The 22,601-nt window shown below is 50.3% G+C and carries 23 protein-coding genes and 1 tRNA gene; 20 read left to right on the top strand and 4 right to left on the bottom strand.

Translation table 11 applies throughout. From position 1 onward, the window contains the following. Window positions 1–90 precede the first annotated feature (90 nt). Window positions 91–166: transfer RNA gene (locus FH968_RS14150), tRNA-Gly, on the top strand. Window positions 167–436: 270 nt separating this feature from the next. Here FH968_RS14150 and queG read toward each other — a convergent pair. Then, entirely contained in the window at window positions 437–1,576 is a 1,140-nt protein-coding gene (gene queG / locus FH968_RS14145) for a tRNA epoxyqueuosine(34) reductase QueG (RefSeq protein ID WP_139880469.1), read from the bottom strand. Between queG and nnr the strand changes: the two genes are divergently transcribed. The 15 genes from nnr (at window position 1,575) to FH968_RS14070 (ending at window position 19,176) form a co-directional block, all read left to right on the top strand. Continuing rightward, window positions 1,575–3,089, top strand: coding sequence for a bifunctional ADP-dependent NAD(P)H-hydrate dehydratase/NAD(P)H-hydrate epimerase (gene nnr / locus FH968_RS14140; protein WP_139880467.1), 1,515 nt, complete (start codon window positions 1,575–1,577; stop codon window positions 3,087–3,089). The genes queG and nnr overlap by 2 nt on opposite strands. 4 nt (window positions 3,090–3,093) lie before the next feature. Beyond that, window positions 3,094–3,555 (top strand): tRNA (adenosine(37)-N6)-threonylcarbamoyltransferase complex ATPase subunit type 1 TsaE, encoded by a 462-nt coding sequence (gene tsaE / locus FH968_RS14135; protein WP_139880465.1) that lies wholly within the window; start codon window positions 3,094–3,096, stop codon window positions 3,553–3,555. A 13-nt stretch (window positions 3,556–3,568) separates the two neighbouring features. Next, window positions 3,569–4,897 (top strand): N-acetylmuramoyl-L-alanine amidase AmiB, encoded by a 1,329-nt coding sequence (gene amiB, locus FH968_RS14130; RefSeq protein ID WP_139880463.1) that lies wholly within the window; start codon window positions 3,569–3,571, stop codon window positions 4,895–4,897. A gap of 9 nt (window positions 4,898–4,906) precedes the next feature. Further along, entirely contained in the window at window positions 4,907–6,790 is a 1,884-nt protein-coding gene (gene mutL, locus FH968_RS14125) for a DNA mismatch repair endonuclease MutL (protein WP_139880460.1), read from the top strand. Further along, window positions 6,783–7,730, top strand: coding sequence for a tRNA (adenosine(37)-N6)-dimethylallyltransferase MiaA (miaA, locus tag FH968_RS14120; protein ID WP_139880459.1), 948 nt, complete (start codon window positions 6,783–6,785; stop codon window positions 7,728–7,730). The genes mutL and miaA overlap by 8 nt, the downstream gene beginning before the upstream one ends. 102 nt (window positions 7,731–7,832) lie before the next feature. After that, entirely contained in the window at window positions 7,833–8,141 is a 309-nt protein-coding gene (gene hfq, locus FH968_RS14115; RefSeq protein WP_034461169.1) for an RNA chaperone Hfq, read from the top strand. 76 nt (window positions 8,142–8,217) lie between these two features. Continuing rightward, window positions 8,218–9,498: a ribosome rescue GTPase HflX gene (gene hflX / locus FH968_RS14110; protein ID WP_139880458.1), complete on the top strand. Its 1,281-nt coding sequence runs from the start codon at window positions 8,218–8,220 to the stop codon at window positions 9,496–9,498. Window positions 9,499–9,572: 74 nt separating this feature from the next. Then, complete coding sequence (gene hflK / locus FH968_RS14105; RefSeq protein ID WP_139880457.1) at window positions 9,573–10,838, top strand: FtsH protease activity modulator HflK; 1,266 nt, start codon at window positions 9,573–9,575, stop codon at window positions 10,836–10,838. 2 nt (window positions 10,839–10,840) lie between these two features. Continuing rightward, complete coding sequence (gene hflC, locus FH968_RS14100; protein WP_139880456.1) at window positions 10,841–11,845, top strand: protease modulator HflC; 1,005 nt, start codon at window positions 10,841–10,843, stop codon at window positions 11,843–11,845. A gap of 63 nt (window positions 11,846–11,908) precedes the next feature. Then, complete coding sequence (locus FH968_RS14095; RefSeq protein WP_139880455.1) at window positions 11,909–12,106, top strand: DUF2065 domain-containing protein; 198 nt, start codon at window positions 11,909–11,911, stop codon at window positions 12,104–12,106. A 102-nt stretch (window positions 12,107–12,208) separates the two neighbouring features. Continuing rightward, entirely contained in the window at window positions 12,209–13,507 is a 1,299-nt protein-coding gene (locus tag FH968_RS14090) for an adenylosuccinate synthase (RefSeq protein WP_139880454.1), read from the top strand. Between the two features lie 161 nt (window positions 13,508–13,668). After that, a complete protein-coding gene (gene nsrR / locus FH968_RS14085; protein WP_034461180.1) occupies window positions 13,669–14,094 on the top strand; it encodes a nitric oxide-sensing transcriptional repressor NsrR in 426 nt (141 codons plus the stop codon). 39 nt (window positions 14,095–14,133) lie between these two features. Beyond that, window positions 14,134–16,587: a ribonuclease R gene (gene rnr, locus FH968_RS14080; RefSeq protein ID WP_139880453.1), complete on the top strand. Its 2,454-nt coding sequence runs from the start codon at window positions 14,134–14,136 to the stop codon at window positions 16,585–16,587. 120 nt (window positions 16,588–16,707) lie between these two features. Beyond that, window positions 16,708–17,439 carry a 23S rRNA (guanosine(2251)-2'-O)-methyltransferase RlmB gene (gene rlmB, locus FH968_RS14075; RefSeq protein WP_139880452.1) on the top strand — a complete coding sequence of 244 codons (732 nt, stop codon included), beginning with the start codon at window positions 16,708–16,710 and terminating at the stop codon, window positions 17,437–17,439. A 102-nt stretch (window positions 17,440–17,541) separates the two neighbouring features. Continuing rightward, complete coding sequence (locus FH968_RS14070; RefSeq protein WP_139880451.1) at window positions 17,542–19,176, top strand: isovaleryl-CoA dehydrogenase; 1,635 nt, start codon at window positions 17,542–17,544, stop codon at window positions 19,174–19,176. A 50-nt stretch (window positions 19,177–19,226) separates the two neighbouring features. Here the strand turns inward: FH968_RS14070 and FH968_RS14065 are convergent, their stop codons facing one another. Continuing rightward, the gene (locus tag FH968_RS14065) at window positions 19,227–19,502 is read right to left on the bottom strand and encodes a DUF1471 domain-containing protein (RefSeq protein WP_064561826.1); all 276 of its coding nucleotides are present in this window, start codon (window positions 19,500–19,502) and stop codon (window positions 19,227–19,229) included. Between the two features lie 153 nt (window positions 19,503–19,655). Beyond that, entirely contained in the window at window positions 19,656–19,985 is a 330-nt protein-coding gene (gene bsmA, locus FH968_RS14060; RefSeq protein ID WP_139880450.1) for a biofilm peroxide resistance protein BsmA, read from the bottom strand. Window positions 19,986–20,178: 193 nt separating this feature from the next. Between bsmA and yjfP the strand changes: the two genes are divergently transcribed. Then, window positions 20,179–20,904 (top strand): esterase, encoded by a 726-nt coding sequence (yjfP, locus tag FH968_RS14055; protein WP_139880449.1) that lies wholly within the window; start codon window positions 20,179–20,181, stop codon window positions 20,902–20,904. Window positions 20,905–21,012: 108 nt separating this feature from the next. Here the strand turns inward: yjfP and FH968_RS14050 are convergent, their stop codons facing one another. Continuing rightward, entirely contained in the window at window positions 21,013–21,288 is a 276-nt protein-coding gene (locus tag FH968_RS14050; protein ID WP_139880448.1) for a DUF1471 domain-containing protein, read from the bottom strand. Between the two features lie 361 nt (window positions 21,289–21,649). On the opposite strand from FH968_RS14050, the gene rpsF reads away from it, so the two are divergent. Genes rpsF through rpsR form a run of 3 tightly spaced genes read left to right on the top strand, consistent with a single transcriptional unit; the run spans window position 21,650 to window position 22,601 of the window. Further along, window positions 21,650–22,045: a 30S ribosomal protein S6 gene (gene rpsF / locus FH968_RS14045; RefSeq protein WP_139880447.1), complete on the top strand. Its 396-nt coding sequence runs from the start codon at window positions 21,650–21,652 to the stop codon at window positions 22,043–22,045. 6 nt (window positions 22,046–22,051) lie between these two features. Continuing rightward, complete coding sequence (gene priB, locus FH968_RS14040; protein WP_139880446.1) at window positions 22,052–22,369, top strand: primosomal replication protein N; 318 nt, start codon at window positions 22,052–22,054, stop codon at window positions 22,367–22,369. A 4-nt stretch (window positions 22,370–22,373) separates the two neighbouring features. Continuing rightward, window positions 22,374–22,601 carry a 30S ribosomal protein S18 gene (rpsR, locus tag FH968_RS14035; protein ID WP_002210155.1) on the top strand — a complete coding sequence of 76 codons (228 nt, stop codon included), beginning with the start codon at window positions 22,374–22,376 and terminating at the stop codon, window positions 22,599–22,601.

Genomic DNA, 22,601 nt, shown 5'->3' with positions numbered 1-22,601 from the left:
AGCACGACCTTGCCAAGGTCGGGGTCGCGAGTTCGAGTCTCGTTTCCCGCTCCAAAATTTGATTTGGCTTTTACAGCCAGCACCACCCAAGCGGGAATAGCTCAGTTGGTAGAGCACGACCTTGCCAAGGTCGGGGTCGCGAGTTCGAGTCTCGTTTCCCGCTCCAAATTCTTATCTCCAGTACAAATTATCCACAACGCCAGGCGGCGTCGGTGGTGGTTTTTACGTTCCTGATAAATTATTGTGAACAGAGTTATCCACAAGCCAATTCTATTTGCTTTGGTCGCTAATTATTTCTGAATTTTTACATGATTATTTTAACCTATTGATTAAGTTAATTTTTTTTGTGTTTGAAAATGTTAAGCTGATCGCTTGTAGATTTTTTTTCGCTTGGAAGACAATACGTTCTAATTTTTATTCACATCCTGTGGACATGTCACGCATCACGTTTTAGCCCCTTTTCAATGACGCGAACCAGACGCTGCTTTTGCGGTAACTGGACTTCAGTTGCATCCGCGCTTCGCTTGGTTAATTGTTGCGCAATCGCCCAGTCAATGTGCTCATCAAGAAGTGGGTGCTCACCTTTTCTTTGTTTCAACGCATCCAGAATGGCTCCATCCCATGGGGCATTTCCCATTGCCACCGCAATATTTCGCAGCCAACGCAGATGGCCAATTCGGCGTATCGCCGACCCTTCGGTTACGCGCAAGAAGTATTCTTCACTCCAGGCAAAGAGCTCAATCAACGGTGGGGCATGTAACACGCGACGCGGGCTAAAGTCATCTTCTGTAGTCAGCTGTGAGAAACGGTTCCACGGGCAAATTAGCTGGCAATCATCACAACCATAAATACGGTTGCCAATTAACGGCCTGAACTCTTCCGGGATTGCCCCTTCAAGCTCGATAGTGAGATAGGAAATACAGCGCCTGGCGTCGACAGTGTAAGGCTCAACAATCGCGCCAGTCGGGCAGATGGTCATGCAGGCTACGCAGCGCCCACATTTCTCCTCAATCGGGTTATCGACCGGGAGAGGGATATCCACTAATAGTTCGCCCAGGAAAAAAAACGAACCTGCTTCCTGATTAAGGATAAGTGAGTGCTTACCTGTCCAGCCAAGCCCGGCTTTTTCAGCAAGCGTGCGCTCAAGAATCGGCGCTGAATCGACGAAAGGCCTAAAATTCAGCGTGGAGCAGTGGGACTGGATCATTTCGCCCAGCTTTTTGAGCCGGTTGCGCAGCAGCTTATGATAGTCACGCCCAAGCGCGTAGCGGCTGATATAACCGATTTTTGGGTTTTTAAGCGTCGAGGCAAAGGCGGCATTCGCGGGGAGATAGTTCATCCGCACGCTAATGACGCGCAATGTACCGGGAAGCAATTCATGAGGCCGGGCGCGCATCATGCCATGACGGGCCATCCAATCCATCTCACCGTGGTATTGTTTATCCAGCCACATCTGGAGCGCGGGTTCACTGGCGGTGAGGTCGGTATCAGCAATGCCAACCTGCTGGAAGCCGAGTTCGATACCCCACTGCTTAATATTTTGCGCTAATTGATTGAGATCGAGGGGTTGTGACATGACGGACCTGAGCCTAAAAATAACCGCCAAAAGTATACCACATTCAGTCTGGTCCGCCGACTGGCTGCGCACCGCCGAGAAGCAGGCCGCAGACTACTTAGGGTTAACGTTATATGAATTGATGCAACGGGCTGGTGCTGCGGCATTTAATCTGGCCCGTGAACTTTATCCTCATACTCAGCATTGGTTAGTCGCGTGCGGTTATGGCAACAACGGTGGTGATGGTTACGTGGTAGCGCGGCTGGCACAGGCGGCTGGTATACGTGTCACGCTGCTGGCGCTTGAAAGTGATAAGCCGCTGCCAGAAGAGGCTGCTTGCGCCCGTGAAGCGTGGCTTGATGCTGCAGGTGTTATTCACTCAGCAGAGCACATCTGGCCTGATGATATTGACCTCGTGATTGACGGTCTGCTCGGCACAGGGATTAACAGCTCCCCACGAAATGGCCCTGCTCAGCTTATCGAAAAGTGCAATCAACATTCGGCACCTGTTGTCGCGTTGGATATCCCTTCTGGCTTACTCGCAGAGACGGGGGCTACTCCCGGCGCTGTGATTAATGCTTCCCACACCATAACGTTTATTGCTCTCAAACCAGGGTTACTGACCGGAAAGGCGCGAGATGTGGTAGGCAAATTGCATTTTCATGCGCTTGGTCTTGAAGCCTGGTTGCAAGGGCAAACTGCGCCAATAAGACGTGTGGACAGTGCGCAATTAGCGGGCTGGTTGCCTCCACGGAAACCTACGTCGCATAAAGGGACAAACGGGCGACTGGTGATTATTGGTGGCGACCATGGTACAGCGGGTGCGATTCGTATGGCGGGCGAGGCAGCTTTGCGTGCAGGGGCAGGCCTGGTCCGGGTATTAACTCGCTTAGAGAACGTTGCACCGCTATTAACGGCTCGCCCCGAGTTAATGGTTCAGGAGCTAACGCCACAAGCTCTTGAAGAAAGCCTTGAATGGGCCGATGTGGTGGTTATCGGCCCTGGTCTTGGGCAACAAGAATGGGGCAAAAAAGCCTTACAAAAAGTAGAGTGCAGTCGTAAACCTATGTTGTGGGATGCTGATGCGCTCAACCTTCTGGCAATCAATCCCGATAAACGTCAGAATCGCGTTATTACGCCACATCCTGGTGAAGCTGCCAGGCTGTTAAATTGCTCTGCATCACAAATTGAGAGTGACCGCTTACTTTCCGCAGACCGCCTCGTAAAACGTTACGGCGGAATTGTGGTCTTAAAAGGTGCCGGTACGGTTGTTGCCAGCCAAAATGGTGAATGTGCGCTCGTTGATGTGGGTAATGCTGGTATGAGCAGCGGTGGTATGGGGGATGTGCTATCTGGAATTATCGGAGCATTGCTGGCACAAAAGTTAACCCCGTATGATGCAGTTTGCGCTGGATGTGTGGCTCATGGTGCTGCCGCTGATGTGTTAGCTCATCGCTTCGGCATGCGCGGCATGTTAGCGAGCGATTTATTATCGACGTTGTACCCTTTTGTTAACCCGGATTTGAATAGCTAAAAAAATGATTAATCGAGTTATCGCATTACCTGATGAAGCTGCAACCCTGGAACTGGGCTCCCGTCTGGCGAAAGCCTGTATTGGTGCCACTGTGATTCATCTATATGGTGACTTGGGTGCTGGGAAAACGACGTTCAGCCGTGGCTTTGTGCAGGCGTTGGGCCATAAAGGCAATGTTAAAAGCCCAACATATACGCTGGTGGAACCGTATGACCTTGGCGATTTGAAGGTATATCACTTTGATCTCTATCGCCTGGCTGATCCAGAAGAACTCGAATTTATGGGAATTCGTGACTATTTCACCAATGACGCAATCAGTCTGGTGGAATGGCCGCAACAAGGTCAGGGTGTGCTGCCGGAACCGGATGTCGAAATTCACCTAAGTTACCAGGCTCTTGGGCGTGAAGCGTGCCTGAAAGCAGTTTCCTCATCTGGTGAGTCGTTACTGGCGCGGTTTGCCAAATAACAAGGATGACGGGATGATCTATCGTGTGAGAAGTTGGTTGATGTCGGTGTGCTTACTAATGCTGACGGCACAAGCAGGCGCCGCTAGTTTAGCGGATATTCAGGTGTCAAACGGTGATTCTCAGGCACGAATCACTTTTAGTTTTATGGGTGACCCTGAATATGCATTTTCTCAGGATGGCAAGAAAAACGTTGCTCTGGATATTAAACAAACGGGTGTTATCAAAGGATTACCGCTGCTTTTTAGCGGCAATAATCTGGTGAAAAGTATTCGTTCCGGACAACCGAAAGACAGTGATTCTTTACGTCTGGTGGTCGATCTCACGCAGCCTGGTAAAACTCGTGCGGTAAAGCAGCAAAACGGTGCTAACTACACAGTCGTATTTACCATTAATGCTGATATACCACCGCCTCCACCGCCGCCGGTTGTGGCTAAACGTGTGGAAGCTCCGCCAGTGATCCGTTCAACGGAACCGGCAAAAAATCCCTTTAATCCGCAAACAGTGACTGGTGCAATAAGCTCAAATACTGCGATGCATCCTGCGCGTACTCAACATACCGAGACGCAATCCGATACCGTGGTTGTGGCGATTGATGCCGGACACGGCGGACAAGATCCGGGTGCGATAGGCCCAGGAGGTACGAAAGAGAAAAATGTCACCATTTCGATTGCTCGTAAATTGCGCTCATTGCTCAATGACGACCCGATGTTTAAAGGTGTGCTAACCCGCGATGGTGACTATTTCATCTCGGTAATGGGACGTTCAGACGTCGCACGTAAGCAAAACGCGAGTATTCTGGTTTCAATTCATGCGGATGCTGCACCGAACCGGGATGCAACCGGTGCTTCGGTATGGGTGCTGTCAAACCGCCGCGCAAATAGCGAAATGGCGGGTTGGCTCGAGCAGCACGAGAAACAGTCTGAATTACTGGGCGGTGCGGGTGATGTGCTGGCAAATAGTCAGGCTGACCCGTATCTCAGCCAGGCAGTGCTAGATTTGCAATTCGGTCATTCACAGCGCGTCGGGTATGATGTAGCAACAAAAGTGCTGGCCCAAATGCAACGGGTTGGTGCATTGCATAAACGTCGTCCTGAACATGCAAGTTTGGGCGTGTTACGTTCACCTGATATTCCTTCTGTTCTGGTGGAAACCGGGTTTATCAGTAACAACTCGGAAGAGCTCTTGCTGGATAGCGATGATTATCAGCAGAAAATTGCCCACGCGATTTATCAGGGGCTGAGGGATTATTTCCAGTCTCATCCGTTACAATCAGCACCTGGAACTGCTCAGACTGCGCGTTCGCAAGGTGCGAGTCTCGATCAGGTTGCGATTACTCAATAAGGAAATTTCATGCCGATTCAGGTTCTGCCGCCGCAACTTGCCAACCAGATTGCTGCTGGCGAAGTGGTAGAGCGCCCCGCATCGGTGGTGAAAGAACTGGTTGAGAACAGCCTTGATGCAGGCGCCACGCGTATTGATATTGATATCGAACGCGGTGGTGCCAAGCTCATCCGCATCCGGGATAACGGCTGCGGCATCAAAAAAGACGAGTTGGCGCTAGCGCTGGCGCGTCATGCCACCAGTAAAATCGCCACGCTTGATGACCTTGAGGCGATTATTAGCCTCGGTTTTCGTGGCGAAGCGCTGGCAAGTATTAGCTCGGTTGCCCGCCTGACATTAACGTCGCGTACTGCAGAGCAAAGTGAGGCGTGGCAGGCTTATGCCGAGGGGCGTGAGCAGGACGTCACAGTGAAACCCGCAGCTCATCCTGTTGGAACGACGCTTGAAGTGTTGGATTTGTTCTACAACACACCCGCTCGGCGCAAATTCATGCGCACTGAGAAAACCGAATTCAACCACATTGATGAAATCGTCAGGCGTATTGCGTTGGCGCGCTTCGATGTGTCTATCAATCTGACGCATAACGGAAAAGTTGTACGCCAGTATCGTGCGGTCGCTGAAGGCGCGCCACGGGAACGCCGTCTTGGCGCAATTTGTGGTTCGCAGTTCCTCGAACAAGCTCTGGCAATTGAATGGCAACACGGCGATCTGGCGTTACAGGGCTGGGTTGCTGAGCCGTCCGCAACGACTTCGGCATTGGCTGAAATTCAGTATTGTTATGTCAACGGGCGTATGATGCGTGACCGATTGATTAACCACGCGATTCGCCAGGCGTGCGAAGATAAACTCGGTGTCGATCAACAACCAGCATTTGTGCTCTACCTTGAAATCGATCCGCACCAGGTGGATGTGAATGTGCATCCGGCCAAACATGAAGTGCGTTTTCATCAATCGCGCCTGGTGCATGATTTTATCTACCAGGGCGTGGCAAGCGTGTTGCAGCAGCAAACAGAAAATCGTTTGCCGTTGGAAGAAACGGCGGAAGAACCGCAACAGCGCTGGCAGCCGGAAAACCGCATTGCGTCAGGTCGTAATCAGTTTGCGACACCTGCTTCTTCATCTCGCGAGCCATCGCCACGTAGCGCTGTGGTAAATACGAGCGAAAGTAGCGGTGGCAGCGTGGGTAAAAGCAGCCCGCCTTTGTGGCCCCATGCCGCTCCGGGTTTCCAGAAGAAAGAAGGCATGCTTTATCGTGAATTGCTGAATACACCAACTGCCACGGAAAAAGCGACCAATAGTGTTGCAGAGCCGGAAACTCAGGAAGCATTGAGCGCACACTCGCAGAGTTTTGGCCGCGTTCTGACTATCCTCCAACCTGATGTTGCCTTACTGGAACGTGATGGGAAAATTATGGTGCTTTCTTTGACCGTAGCAGAACGTTGGCTGAGATTGACGCAATTAGTGCCAGGTACCGATGGGGTACGTGCGCAACCGTTGTTGATCCCTGTGCGTTTAAAAGTAACCAAAGAAGAACAAGACGTGTTGGTTCATTTTCAACCACTATTATTGGAAATGGGGATTGAATTCATTGCAGAGTCGCGTCAGATAACAATTCGCGCGGTACCTTTACCTTTGCGTAAACAAAATTTACAAATCTTGATTCACGAACTGCCAGGATACTTGGCGCAACAGACAGAGGTTAACGTCACTCAAATTGCTCAATGGTTTGCTCGTCAAATGGACGGTGAGCATGAGCAATGGAATCAGTCGCAGGCAATTGCCTTGCTGGCTGATGTAGAGCGCCTTTGTCCGCAACTGGTGAAATCACCACCTGGCGGTTTGTTACAACCTGTTGATCTACAATTGGCGATGAACGCCCTGAAACATGACTGAAGTTAAGCAAAGCCTACCACAGGCAATTTTTCTGATGGGGCCAACAGCCTCAGGTAAGACAGCGTTAGCCATTAATTTGCGTAAAACGTTGCCGGTAGAGTTGATAAGCGTCGATTCGGCCCTTATCTATCAAGGGATGGACATTGGTACTGCGAAGCCAACGGCGCAAGAACTGGCCCAGGCTCCGCACCGGTTACTTGATATCCTCGACCCGGCACAGGCTTATTCCGCCGCAGATTTCCGGCGTGACGCGTTGGCTGAAATGGCAGAAATAACTGCAGCCGGGCGTATCCCCTTGTTAGTCGGGGGAACTATGCTCTACTTCAAGGCATTGTTAGAAGGTTTGTCACCGTTGCCATCTGCCGACCCGGAAGTTCGGGAACGGATAGAAAAACAGGCAGCAGAGCAGGGATGGGAGGCGTTGCACAGCGAGTTAGCACAGATAGATCCTGTGGCCGCGGCACGTATTCATCCAAATGATCCGCAAAGGCTTTCCCGCGCACTGGAAGTTTTTTTCATTTCGGGTAAAACTTTAACGGAACTGACGCAAACGTCAGGAGAAGCTCTGCCGTACCAGGTGCATCAGTTCGCCATCGCCCCGGCGAGCCGTGAACTGCTCCATCAACGAATTGAGCAGCGTTTTCATCAGATGTTAGCTTCCGGATTTGAAGCTGAAGTACGGGCTCTTTTTGCCCGTGGTGATTTGCATACGGACATGCCTTCCATTCGTTGTGTGGGTTACCGGCAGATGTGGTCTTATCTGGCAGGTGAAATTTCACATGATGAAATGGTTTATCGTGGTATTTGCGCGACGAGACAATTGGCTAAGCGACAGATGACCTGGTTGCGAGGTTGGGAAGGTGTTCACTGGCTAGACAGTGAGAATCCGTCTCAATCTTACAACGATGTAGTACAGGTAGTTAGTGCGAAGCATCAATGAATGTGTACAATTGAATCGTTATGGTGCGCAATATTTTACGCAGTTTTTCAGAGCCTCAGGGCTCTTGAGTTACAAACAACAAGCATATAAGGAAAAGATAGAATGGCTAAGGGGCAATCATTACAAGATCCGTTCTTGAACGCACTGCGTCGCGAACGTGTTCCAGTTTCTATTTATTTGGTGAATGGTATTAAGCTGCAAGGTCAGATTGAGTCTTTTGATCAGTTTGTGATCCTGTTGAAAAACACAGTTAGCCAGATGGTCTATAAGCACGCGATTTCAACTGTTGTTCCGTCACGTCCGGTATCTCATCACAGCAATAACACCGGTACTAGCGGTTCTGGCAGCTACCACCATGGTGGAAGTGCGCAAGGTTCTGCGCCACAACAAGATAACGAAGACGCTGAATAAGGCGTAACGTTGTTTTTCCAAGCCGGGGAACCAGGGATGATGGGTTCCCCGCTGGTCTTTTTGAGAGGTTATACGCTTGTTTGACCGTTATGATGCCGGTGAGCAGGCGGTGCTAGTACACATCTATTTTTCGCAAGACAAAGACATGGAAGATCTAGAGGAGTTTGAATCTCTGGTCTCTTCAGCCGGTGTCGAAGCATTGCAGGTGGTTACTGGTAGCCGTAAAGCTCCTCACCCGAAGTATTTTGTTGGTGAAGGTAAGGCAATTGAAATTGCCGATGCAGTGAAAGCCACTGGGGCATCGGTCGTTTTATTTGATCATGCGTTGTCTCCAGCTCAGGAGCGTAACCTCGAAGCGCTGTGTGAATGTCGTGTCGTCGACAGAACCGGCCTGATTTTAGATATTTTTGCTCAACGTGCGCGTACCCATGAGGGTAAGTTGCAGGTTGAACTGGCTCAGTTACGTCACATGGCAACTCGCCTTGTGCGCGGCTGGACCCACCTTGAGCGTCAGGGAGGGGGGATAGGTTCACGAGGCCCTGGGGAAACTCAGCTTGAAACCGACCGCCGTTTACTACGCAATCGGATTATGCAGATCCTTGGTCGCTTAGAACGAGTCGAAAAACAGCGTGAGCAAGGCCGAAGGTCGCGTGCCAAGGCTGATATCCCAACCGTTTCTCTGGTGGGCTACACCAACGCCGGCAAATCCACCCTATTTAATCAGATAACAGCGGCAGATGTTTATGCCGCAGATAAGTTGTTCGCAACGTTAGACCCAACACTGCGTCGTATTAACGTCGTGGATGTGGGCGAAACAATCCTTGCGGACACAGTAGGTTTTATTCGTCACCTGCCACATGATTTAGTGGCGGCGTTTAAAGCGACCTTGCAGGAAACTCGCCAAGCGACATTATTACTCCATGTCATTGATGCAAGCGACCTCAGGATTGAGGAGAACATTGCCGCGGTAGATACCGTTCTCGAAGAGATTGAGGCCGATGAAATCCCTACGCTGCTGGTGATGAATAAGATAGATATGCTGGATGATTTTGTTCCGCGTATCGACAGAGATGATGAAAATATGCCGATACGGGTCTGGCTTTCTGCCCAGACCGGTGACGGTGTTCCACTGCTTTTCCAGGCTTTAACAGAGCGTCTATCTGGTGAAATTGCACAGCATACGTTGTGCTTACCCCCCCAGGCAGGACGACTGCGGAGCCGTTTTTATCAGCTTCAGGCAATAGAAAAAGAGTGGATGGAGGAAGACGGCAGTGTTGGCTTACAAATTCGTATGCCTATTGTTGACTGGCGTCGCCTCTGTAAACAAGAACCGGCACTCGCTGACTACATTGTCTAGCAAGTCAAGGGAATGTCCTGAAGACTTTTTCCCCTTCGGGGGATATCACCGCACAACAAATATGGAGCATAAACATGGCGTGGAATCAGCCCGGTAATAACGGACAGGACCGCGACCCGTGGGGAAGCAGCAAACCTGGCGGCGACTCTGGGGGTAACAAAGGAGGGCGGGATCAGGGGCCACCTGATCTGGATGATATCTTCCGGAAGTTAAGCAAAAAACTCGGTGGCTTGGGCGGCGGGAAAAGTGGTGGTGGCGGTAGTTCTGGTGGCGGTTCTTCACAGCTTCCACGTCCCCACATTGGTGGTCGCATGATCGGCATCGTTGCCGCTGTCGCCGTCGTTATTTGGGCTGCAACCGGGTTCTATACCATTAAAGAAGCTGAACGTGGTGTCGTAACGCGTTTTGGCCAATTCAGCCATTTGGTTGAGCCGGGCCTGAACTGGAAACCGACATTTATTGATAAAGTCAGAGCGGTAAACGTTGAAGCAGTACGTGAATTGGCAGCGTCAGGTGTGATGCTGACTTCCGACGAGAACGTGGTTCGCGTCGAAATGAACGTGCAGTATCGCGTTACCGATCCGCGCCGTTACCTGTTTAGCGTAACCAGCGCAGACGATAGCCTGCGTCAGGCAACTGACAGCGCACTGCGTGGTGTTATTGGTAAATATACCATGGACAAGATCCTCACCGAGGGTCGTACCATTATTCGTAATGATACTCAGCGTGAACTGGAAGAAACCATTCGTCCATACAACATGGGTATCACCTTGCTGGACGTCAACTTCCAGGCTGCTCGTCCGCCGGAAGAGGTGAAAGCCGCATTTGATGATGCGATTTCCGCGCGTGAAAACGAACAGCAATACATCCGTGAAGCAGAAGCGTACACCAACGAAGTTCAGCCGCGTGCTAACGGCCAGGCGCAGCGTATTCTCGAAGAAGCTCGCGCTTATAAAACACAGACGGTGTTAGAAGCGCAGGGTGAAGTCGCTCGCTTTGCTAAGTTGTTGCCGGAATACAAAGCTGCACCGGAAATTACCCGTGAGCGTCTGTATATCGAAACGATGGAAAAAGTGCTTAGCCATACCCGTAAAGTTTTGGTTAACGACAAAGGTGGCAACCTGATGGTTCTGCCTCTGGATCAGATGCTTAAAGGTGGCTCACAGCCTGCGGCAAAGAGTGACAGCAGTGGGGCGAACAACTTGTTGCGTCTGCCTCCGGCATCTAGCTCAAGCAGTGGTAGCGCCAGCACATCGTCCTCTTCAAGTCAGGGCGATATCATGGACCAGCGCCGCGTGAATGCGCAGCGCACTGATAACCAGCGCGTAGGGAGTGAATAACGATGCGTAAGTCAGTCATTGCATTAATTATCATCGTGCTGGTGGTGCTGTTTACCTCGGTCTTCGTGGTACAGGAAGGCGAGCGTGGAATTACGTTACGCTTTGGTAAAGTGCTGCGTGATGATGAAAACAAGCCTGTGGTCTACGAGCCAGGTTTGCATTTCAAAGTACCGTTTATCGAGTCGGTTAAAACCCTTGATGCGCGTATTCAGACCATGGACAACCAGGCTGATCGCTTTGTAACTAAAGAGAAGAAAGACCTGATCGTTGATTCCTATATCAAATGGCGTATCAGTGACTTCAGCCGCTACTACCTGGCAACCGGTGGTGGTGATGTTTCCCAGGCTGAAGTGCTGTTAAAACGTAAATTCAGTGACCGTCTGCGTTCTGAAATTGGTCGTCTTGATGTTAAAGACATCGTGACCGATTCCCGTGGTCGTCTGACTCTGGATGTACGTGATGCACTGAACTCTGGTTCTGCGGGCACTGATGATGAAGTATCAACGCCTGCTGCGGATGATGCGATTGCCTCAGCTGCTGCGCGTGTAACGGCGGAAACCAAAGGTAAAGTGCCAGTGGTTAACCCGAACAGTATGGCAGCGCTGGGTATTGAAGTGGTCGATGTGCGTATCAAGCAAATCAACCTGCCAGCAGAAGTTTCTGAAGCCATCTATAACCGTATGCGTGCGGAGCGTGAAGCCGTTGCTCGTCGCCACCGTTCACAAGGTCAGGAAGAAGCTGAAAAGCTGCGTGCTACCGCCGACTACGAAGTGACTCGTACATTGGCTGAAGCCGAACGTCAGGGCCGTATTAGCCGTGGTGAAGGTGATGCAGAAGCTGCCAAACTGTTTGCTGACGCATTCAGCCAGGACCCAGATTTCTATGCCTTTATTCGTAGCCTGCGCGCTTATGAAGCAAGCTTCCAGTCTGGCCAGGATGTCATGGTGTTAAGCCCGGAAAATGATTTCTTCCGCTACATGAAAACACCTGCGAACAGTTCACGTTAATATTCGCGAGTGACTCAAGAGCCGGTATAACCGGCTCTTTTTTTATTGGTGTTTGAGGGAATTATGAATTCGACTATCTGGATAGCATTAGCGTTGGTATTAGTGCTCGAAGGACTCGGGCCTATGCTTTATCCACGCATGTGGCGCCGTATGATTGCAGCTTTAATTCAGCTTCCGGATAATACACTGCGCCGTTTTGGTGGTGGTCTAGTGGTTGCTGGCATCGTTATCTACTACATGTTGAGTCGAAGCGGCGGTTGAGCTGCATTGAGGTAGATGATTACCATTTTGTATACTAAAAGGGCTGATCATCGGAGAAACCGATGGTAGAATCCTTTTTTAAGCAAACGGTGATTTTGAAAAATGGGTAACAACGTCGTCGTACTGGGCACCCAATGGGGTGACGAAGGTAAAGGGAAGATCGTCGATCTCCTGACTGAACGGGCTAAATATGTTGTGCGCTACCAGGGCGGTCACAACGCAGGCCATACTCTCGTAATCAACGGTGAAAAAACCGTTCTTCATCTTATTCCATCAGGTATTCTGCGTGATAACGTTACCAGTATCATCGGTAATGGCGTTGTGCTGTCTCCTGCGGCACTGATGAAAGAGATGAAAGGGCTTGAAGACCGTGGGATTCCGGTACGTGAGCGCCTGCTGTTATCTGAAGCATGCCCACTGATCCTTGATTATCACGTAGCGCTGGATGTGGCTCGTGAGAAAGCTCGTGGTGCTAAAGCTATCGGGACTACCGGTCGTGGTATCGGTCCTGCATATGAAGACAAAGTGGCCCGTCGTGGCCTGCGCGTTGGCGACCTGTTCGACAAAGCCACCTTTGCAGACAAACTGAAAGAAGTTCTGGAATACCATAACTTCCAATTGGTTAACTTCTATAAAGTTGAAGCGGTTGATTACCAGAAAGTTCTGGACGATGTCATGGCAGTTGCTGACATTCTGACCAGCATGGTAGTTGATGTGTCCGATCTGCTGGATCAGGCACGTAAGCGCGGCGACTTCATCATGTTCGAAGGTGCTCAAGGCACACTGCTGGACATCGACCACGGTACCTATCCGTACGTGACCTCTTCCAACACCACCGCGGGTGGCGTGGCAACAGGTTCCGGCATTGGTCCACGTTATGTTGATTACGTTCTGGGTATTATCAAAGCGTATTCTACTCGCGTTGGCGCAGGTCCGTTCCCAACTGAACTGTTTGATGATATCGGCGAGTTCCTGTGCAAACAAGGTAACGAGTTCGGTGCGACCACTGGTCGTCGCCGTCGTACAGGTTGGTTGGATATCGTTGCTGTGCGTCGTGCAGTGCAGATCAACTCCCTGTCAGGTTTCTGCCTGACCAAGCTGGACGTACTGGACGGCTTGAAAGAAGTGAAACTCTGCATCGGTTACCGTCTGCCAGATGGCCGCGAAGTGACCACCACCCCAATGGCTGCGGACGACTGGGAAGGTATTGAACCAATCTACGAAACCATGCCAGGCTGGTCAGAAACGACCTTCGGTGTGAAAGAGCGTAGTGGTTTGCCACAAGCTGCACTGGACTACATCAAACGTATTGAAGAACTTACCGAAGTTCCAGTAGATATTATTTCTACCGGCCCGGACCGTTCTGAAACCATGATTCTGCGCGACCCGTTCGACGCATAATCATGTAATGGGGTGTGCCTGGCACGCCCCTTATTGTTTTCCCCTGTCGTTTTATCCACCTTCCCCGTTAAATAAATTAGCTGGCAACCTTATGGCTGGTTTATCATCAATATATCGCCCTGATGGCGATCAGCGTTTCCCCTCCCACCCAAGAGGTTGATGTGCAGTTAACGAGTTTTACTGATTACGGTTTACGTGCTTTGATTTACATGGCGTCTTTGCCAGAAGGCAAAATGACGAGCATTTCTGAGGTAACAGAAGTGTACGGAGTATCACGTAATCACATGGTGAAAATCATCAATCAACTCAGTCGCGCGGGCTATGTAACAGCAGTGCGCGGCAAAAACGGTGGCATTCGCCTCGGAAAACCTGCGCAAACAATTCGTGTAGGTGACGTGGTGCGTGAGCTGGAACCGCTATCTTTGGTGAACTGTAGCAGTGAGTTTTGTCATATCACCCCCGCATGTCGCCTAAAGCAGGCGCTGGCCCAGGCGGTGCAAAGCTTTCTAACAGAGCTTGACAAGCACACGCTGGCCGATTTGGTGGATCAAAACCAACCGCTATACAAATTATTGCTGGTGGAATAAATCACAATTTCCTCAGCAGATGACAACGGAGGAACCGCAATGTCAAAAGATCCTTTTCAGGAACGAGAAGCCGAAAAATACGAAAACCCGATTCCAAGCCGGGAATTTATAATCGCTCATCTCTCCAAACGTGAAAAACCAGCTAATCGTGACGAGCTGGCTGAAGAACTCAATATTACTGGTGAAGAGCAACTTGAAGCGCTACGTCGCCGTCTGCGAGCCATGGAACGCGATGGACAGTTGGTCTTTACCCGCCGCCAGTGTTACGCCCTGCCAGAACGTCTTGATTTGCTAAAAGGCAAAGTCATTGGCCATCGCGATGGTTTTGGTTTCTTGCGTGTAGAAGGTCGTAAAGACGATCTCTACCTTTCATCTGAGCAGATGAAAATGTGCATGCACGGCGATATCGTACTGGCGCAGCCGCTGGGTGCCGACCGTAAAGGCCGTCGTGAAGCGCGTATTGTGCGCGTACTGGAGCCAAGAACCGGGCAAATCGTTGGTCGCTACTTTACCGATGCAGGCATTGGTTTTGTGGTACCAGACGACAGCCGTTTAAGCTTTGATATTCTTATCCCACCAGAAGAGTTGATGGGTGCACGCATGGGCTTTGTGGTGGTGGTAGAACTCACTCAGCGTCCAACTCGTCGCACCAAAGCCGTGGGTAAAATTGTCGAAGTCTTGGGCGATAATATGGGTACTGGCATGGCTGTTGATATGGCACTGCGCACTCATGAAATCCCATACGTCTGGCCACCAGAAGTAGAAGCTCAAGTGGCTAAGCTTAAAGAAGAAGTGCCGGAAGAAGCTAAAGTGGGCCGCGTGGATCTGCGCGATCTGCCGCTTGTCACCATCGATGGTGAAGACGCGCGTGACTTTGATGATGCCGTATTCTGTGAGAAGAAACGTGGCGGCGGTTGGCGCTTGTGGGTTGCGATTGCTGACGTAAGTTACTACGTTCGTCCACCAACAGCGTTAGACAATGAAGCTCGCAACCGCGGCACGTCAGTTTACTTCCCGTCGCAGGTTATCCCAATGCTGCCGGAAGTGCTGTCCAACGGTTTGTGCTCACTGAATCCACAGGTTGACCGTCTGTGTATGGTTTGCGAAATGACCATCTCCTCGACAGGTCGCCTGACTGGCTCGAAATTCTACGAAGCAGTTATGAGCTCTCATGCACGCCTGACCTACACCAAAGTGTGGCATATGTTGCAGGGCGATCAGGAACTGCGTGAGCAGTATGCACCGCTGGTTAATCACATCGAAGAGCTGCATAACCTGTATAAAGTGCTGGATGTTTCCCGTGCTCAGCGTGGCGGTATCTCTTTCGAAAGCGAAGAAGCGAAGTTTATCTTCAACGCTGAACGTCGCATTGAGCGCGTTGAGCAAACCGTGCGTAACGATGCGCACAAGCTCATCGAAGAGTGCATGATCCTCGCGAATATCTCAGCGGCTCGCTTTGTTGAAAAACATAATGAACCGTCACTGTTCCGTGATCACGATCGTCCAAGCAACGACGCGATCACCGCGTTCCGTTCTGTGCTGGCTGAGTTGGGTCTGGAACTGCCAGGCGGGCAGAAGCCAGAACCACGTGATTATGCAGAGCTACTGAACTCTATCGCCGATCGTCCGGATCATGAAATGCTGCAAACCATGTTGCTGCGATCCATGAAACAGGCGGTTTACGATCCAGAAAACCGTGGTCACTTTGGTCTTGCGTTGCAATCTTATGCGCACTTTACCTCGCCGATTCGTCGCTACCCAGATTTGTTGCTGCACCGTGCGATTAAATATCTGCTGGCGAAAGAGCAGGGCCATACAGGCAGTAGCACCGAATCTGGTGGTTGGCACTACAACATGGAAGAGATGCTGCAACTTGGTCAGCATTGTTCCATGGCTGAACGCCGTGCCGATGAAGCAACGCGTGATGTTGCTGACTGGCTGAAATGTGACTTTATGCAGGATCAGGTTGGCCAGACCTTTACCGGGATCATCGCAAGCGTTACTGGATTCGGCTTCTTTGTGCGCCTTGATGATCTGTTTATTGACGGTCTGGTACACGTTTCAACACTTGATAACGACTACTACCGTTTCGACCAGGTTGGACAACGCCTGATTGGTGAATCCGGTGGACAAACTTATCGTTTGGGTGACCGCGTAGAAGTGCGCGTAGAAGCGGTCCACATGGACGAGCGCAAGATTGATTTTGCTTTGCTTTCAAGTACTCGTGTACCTCGCGGTGCCGGGAAAACTGAAAAAGACAGAGCTAAAAAAGGCGCAAACGGCAACGGACCAAAACGCCGTCAAGGCGGCAAACGCGTAAACTTCGAGCAAGACAGCACTTTCCGTAAAGAGAAAGGGCCTGCAAAGCCTAAGAAAGCGAAAGTCGATAAGACTGAGAAGAAAGAGAAGAAAGCAAAAACTCCTTCTGATAAAACGCGTAAAATAGCGGCAGCCACGAAAGCCAAGCGCGCGGCGAAGAAGCAGCCGAGCTAATCTACCTGCTTTCGCTGTCGCCTATGTAGGGTGGATAAACGAAACGTTTTCCACCCTACAATTTAGCGACTACTGAACAAATCAACACAGGCGCATCAGCGTCTGAAACGAGTGACATCAATGAGTGAAATGATTTACGGCATCCACGCCGTCCAGGCGCTGCTTGATAACGCCCCACAGCGTTTTCAAGAAGTCTTTATTCTTAAAGGCCGCGAAGACAAACGTCTGATGCCTTTAATTCATGCGCTGGAAGCCCAGGGTGTGCCGGTTCAAATGGCAAACCGCCAATGGCTGGATGAGAAATCCGAAGGTGCTGTGCACCAGGGTATTATCGCCCGTGTTAAACCAGGCCGTCAGTATCAGGAAAATGATATTCCTGAACTGCTTGCTGGCATCGACCAACCATTCCTGCTGATTCTGGATGGCGTTACTGACCCACACAACCTGGGTGCTTGCCTTCGTAGTGCTGATGCAGCCGGTGTCCATGCGGTTATCGTTCCTAGAGATCGCTCTGCACAGCTGAATGCAACGGCCAAAAAAGTGGCCTGTGGTGCAGCTGAAAACGTTCCGCTTATCCGTGTGACTAACCTGGCGCGCACCATGCGTGTGTTGCAGGAAGCGAACGTTTGGATCGTAGGTACTGCAGGCGAAGCAGACCACACCTTGTTCCAGAGCAAAATGACTGGCCCAATGGCACTGGTGATGGGCGCTGAAGGTGAAGGTATGCGTCGTTTAACGCGTGAACATTGCGATGAGCTGATTAGTATCCCAATGGCCGGGACGGTTTCTTCCTTGAACGTCTCCGTTGCGACCGGTATTTGCCTGTTTGAAGCGGTGCGTCAACGCAGTTAATCTTTCGTGGGGTGCTTTTGCACCCCGCTTTGTGATCCCCCTCCATGCATAAGTGCTGTCACCGTCCATACTAATGGCATTGCCATTACAGGAGGGAACACGATGCGCTGGCAAACTCATACCGTTTTTAACCAACCGATACCCCTCAACAACAGTAACCTCTTTCTCTCTGATATTTCGTTAACCGAGGCTGTTGCTCGTGAAGGTGCTAGCTGGGATGCTGAGCTTTTGGCAAGTATTGGCCAGCAACTTGGTTCAGCTGAATCGCTGGAATTAGGGCGGCTGGCCAATACAAACCCACCCGAATTACTTCGTTATGACTCGAGCGGAGAACGGCTTGATGACGTTCGCTTTCATCCAGCCTGGCATCTACTGATGCAAGGGCTATTTGCCAATCGGGTGCACAACTTACCGTGGCAGGAAGATGCCCGTCAGGGCTCATTTGTGGCCCGTGCCGCGCGCTTTGTTCAGCATGCGCAGGTGGAAGCGGGCACGCTTTGCCCCATTACTATGACGTTCGGTGCTATTCCTCTATTACAACAACACCTACCCAAAGAATTCCAGTCTTGGCTAAAACCCTTGCTCAGTGATCGTTACGACGCACATCTCTCACCTGGAGCCCAGAAACGCGGTCTGTTGATTGGTATGGGGATGACAGAGAAACAGGGGGGATCAGATGTACTGAGTAATACTACGCGTGCTGAGGCCATCGAGAAACGCGGTCCTGGCGAGATGTATCGCTTAGTTGGTCACAAATGGTTTTTCTCTGTCCCGCAAAGCGATGCGCATTTGGTTCTGGCTCAGGCAAAAGGTGGGTTGTCTTGCTTCTTCCTGCCTCGGTTTTTACCTGACGGACAACGCAATCAGGTTCGTTTTGAACGTTTGAAAGATAAACTAGGCAATCGCTCGAACGCCAGCAGTGAAGTTGAGTTTTACGATGCAACCGCCTGGCTTATCGGCGAAGAAGGCGAGGGGATTCGTTCTATATTGAAAATGGGCGGATATACACGTTTTGACTGCGCGCTTGGCAGTCACGGCCTGATGCGCCGTGCGCTCTCGGTTGCCCTCTATCACGCACATCAACGGCAAGCCTTTGGCAAAAACCTAATTGATTTACCTGCTATGCGCCAGGTTCTTGGGCGTATGGCTTTGCAGCTTGAAGGACAAACGGCATTTCTGTTTCGCCTGGCTCGTGCCTGGGAATCACCGGGTAACCCGCATGAACTGGCCTACAGCCGCCTGTTTACTCCAGCCGCTAAATTTAGCGTCTGTAAATCGGGCATTCCGTTTGTTGCAGAGGCGATGGAAGTACTTGGTGGAATCGGTTATTGCGAAGACAGCGAATTGCCACGTATCTACCGTGAAATGCCGGTGAACAGTATTTGGGAAGGCTCAGGCAATATCATGAGTCTGGATGTGCTGCGGGTGTTAGCAAAACAGCCTGGCGTTATGGAAATGCTACATGCTGAGTTTGACGAGGTGAAAGGGCAGAACCGACATTTCGATCGAAGCTGGCGGCAATTACAACAGCGACTGCATAAGCCACAAGAGGAATGGAGCCGCGAGCTAAGCCGGCTATTAGCGCTTCTTGCGACGGGTGCTCAGGTTTTACAGCATTTGTCTCCGCCTTTAGGCGAGGCCTGGTGTCGTATGATGTTGGATTCGCGGGGAGAAAGTGTTTTGCCCAATCAGGTTTTACTTGATGTACTGCTACGGGCGACGGGTCGTACGGGATAAAAACATAAAAGCCAGCGCCATAGAGTTTACTTAAATGGTCGCTGGCTTATTTATGCATAAATAATAGCTTGTACACGCCAACCTTCTGCAAGCTGGTTTTCCTGCATTTTGATAATGCGATAGTACGATGCTCCATGTTCATCCGCCTTCAGGGCAATGACTTTTTCGACATCCTGCACGCTACCTGCGATGCCATTTACAGAAATCATGCCGATTTCGTTCAAACCCGTCACGCAATCTGCTGCAACATCTTCTGCCGATTGTGCCGATGTCGTAATAAGCCCTACGGACAACAGCAATGAGGTTAAGGCCAGTGATCGTTTCATAGTTAGCTCCTTTATTACGTACCCTAAATCAACAGGGCATTCCTTCGCTTAGATGAACTTCAGCGCTTTCCGTAGGCCGAAGTTCATTGTGCATAACAAACGATCAATTGGCGCAAAGCTGTGTAAATATCAATAAATAAGCGAAGCGTTGAATTACTTGCGGTACAAAATCGCCTGCGCATACCATTGTCCTGGCACCACTGTCTCATCGTTCAATATGATGAGGTAGTAGTCCGCTTTTGCTGCAACAGCCTTCTCCTTTAGCGCCCTTTCAGAATCCATTGGGGAGCCACGTTCAAGTACTGTTACAGTCCCTATTTTGTTTAACCCCTGCGTTTGCGAACGCTGAATTTCCTGAGGGCTTCCAGTGACCGGAGGTGCGGGTTGTGGTGTACCTTGCAATACGCTACAGGCACTGAGCGTTGTCGCAAGTAACAAAGCTGATAGCAGTCGCATGATCGTTTCTCGTCTCTTAATAGCCATATTGTAGCCCCGGTTTTTTTCTGGGAAGGGGGAATGTTCCCGTTCTGTTAGCTTCCCCGCGCTTTTTAATCACTTTCGAATGAAAATCGCTAAGCAGATCTCATAGTGAAGAATAATCACTGCCGTTAATGGCTTGCCATCCTGTAAGTGCTGGCATACAAAGGATGTTTCCCCATGATATGGAGTGAATCCCATGATAGAAATCTACACAGAGCAGTTAGCTGGTATTGAAGTTTTGCATGCAGTGCCTGCTGGGGAAAAAGATAACAAACTTCCTGTCGTGTTTTTCTACCATGGTTTTACGTCATCCAAACTGGTTTACAGCTACTTTGCTGTAGCTCTTGCTCAGGCAGGAATGCGGGTGATTATGCCTGACTCTGAGCAGCACGGGGCCCGTTTCACTGGTGATGACACGGCACGCCTGTATCAATTCTGGTCGATTCTCAAACAAAACATTGATGAATTTTCTCCTCTTCACCTGGCATTGTCTGAGCGTTACCCCATTGATGAAAAAAGAGTGGCTGTGGGGGGCGCCTCGATGGGAGGAATGACTGCTCTTGGCATTATGGCGCGTTACTCACAAGTTCGCTGTGTGGCGTGCCTGATGGGGTCCGGATATTTTATGTCGCTTGGACAAACGCTGTTTCCTCCTCGGGCGCAGGATTTCGATTCGCTTAATGCATTGGCTGATTATGACATCAGCCATCAGTTGGAAAGTATCGGCAACCGGCCAGTTTTGCTGTGGCATGGCGAGGAAGACGATGTGGTTCCGGCGGAACAGACCTGGCGTTTGGAGCAAGCACTTATTGATAATGGACTGAATAAACAGATGGTCTGCTTACGGGAGCCGGGGGTAAAACATCGAATTACTCCAACGGCACTGGATGCTACCAGACGTTTCTTTAGTGAACACCTGTAACCTGGTATAAAAAAGCCCCCGCAAGCGGGGGCAAGTCAAACGTTGGCTTTCTATGTCGTTGTGGTATTCCTGGTGTTAACGCGTTACTTCATTACCTCATTGCATCTGTTACCGATAAATATCAGCGCTGACACGCATATTGCCGTGACTTCCAGGCTCTCTCATCAGTATTGTGTGGTAGTACTTTGCTCCGTGTTGGTCTGCGTCGTCATTAATCGCGACTTCAGCCTCGTGTTCGGTAGCAAAATTATGGTTGATGTAAATCACACCTAAGCTCATCACATCATCCATATTTTTGGCCTGATGGTTGTCAATTTTGATAGCAGCTGTCGCATTCGAGCAAAGTAAAAGTGCCACGACAAAGGCTAAGGCGATAGTTTTCATAATCCGCTCCACTACAACTTAATGTGTTAGCTGTGGGTCGTCGCTCCTGTTAATGAATAGTGGCGGCCTATGACAATTAGTGTAACGCCTTAGCGTTGAATAAAAAGTGACCATTTCTGATGGTGTTGGTCAAAATTTTTAAGCTATTCAAGGCAATGCTATAAATTTCACTGAGTTAGCGCATTACGCAAAATTTGACCTTCATGCAAAAGAATTAATTTATATATAACCTTGAGTTTGCGGAGCTGCGCTTGTATGATTACGCGTCAATTTTTCAGCCGCCTTTATAAACACGTTCCTTGCTTCCATGGGCCGCGGCTGACCCTGACAGGAGGCTGAATAATCCGTAAGGAGCAATTCGATGCGTCATTACGAAATCGTTTTTATGGTCCATCCTGACCAGAGCGAACAGGTTCCGGGTATGATCGAACGTTACACTACTGCAATCACTGCAGCAGAAGGTACGATCCACCGTCTGGAAGACTGGGGCCGCCGTCAACTGGCTTACCCGATCAACAAACTGCACAAAGCACACTACGTTCTGCTGAACGTTGAAGCTCCGCAGGAAGTGATCGATGAGCTGGAAACTAACTTCCGCTTCAACGACGCCGTTATCCGCAGCATGGTTATGCGCGTTAAACACGCGGTTACCGAAGCATCTCCAATGGTTAAAGCTAAAGACGAACGTCGCGATCGCCGTGATGACTTCGCTAGCGAAACTGCTGATGATGCAGATGCTGGGGATTCTGAAGAGTAATTTCCAATGACGGCCAACCACTTGGTGTTGTCTGGCACAGTGTGCAAGACGCCTCTTCGTAAGGTCAGCCCGTCAGGAATTCCTCACTGCCAGTTCGTGCTTGAGCACCGTTCTGTGCAAGAGGAAGCCGGTTTAAGCCGGCAGGCTTGGTGCCGTATGCCAGTTATTATTAGCGGGCACGCACTTTCAGCCATTACTCACAGTATTACGGTCGGCACGGTACTCACGGTTCACGGTTTCATTAGTTGCCATCAGGCAAAAAATGGTCTGAACAAAGTGGTATTGCATGCCGAGCAGATTGAATTGATAGATTCTGGAGACTAGCCTAATGGCACGTTATTTCCGTCGTCGCAAGTTCTGCCGTTTCACCGCGGAAGGCGTTGTAGAGATCGATTATAAAGACATCGCTACACTGAAAAACTACATCACTGAAAGTGGTAAAATTGTCCCGAGCCGTATTACCGGTACTCGTGCAAAATACCAGCGTCAGTTGGCTCGCTGCATCAAGCGTGCTCGTTACCTTTCTTTGTTGCCATACACTGATCGTCATCAGTAA

It is taken from the genome of Buttiauxella sp. B2 (genome assembly GCF_006376615.1).
Classification (GTDB): Bacteria; Pseudomonadota; Gammaproteobacteria; order Enterobacterales; family Enterobacteriaceae; genus Buttiauxella.
Note: the sequence above shows the minus strand (reverse complement) of the source record. Positions and strands in the feature narration are given on the sequence as shown.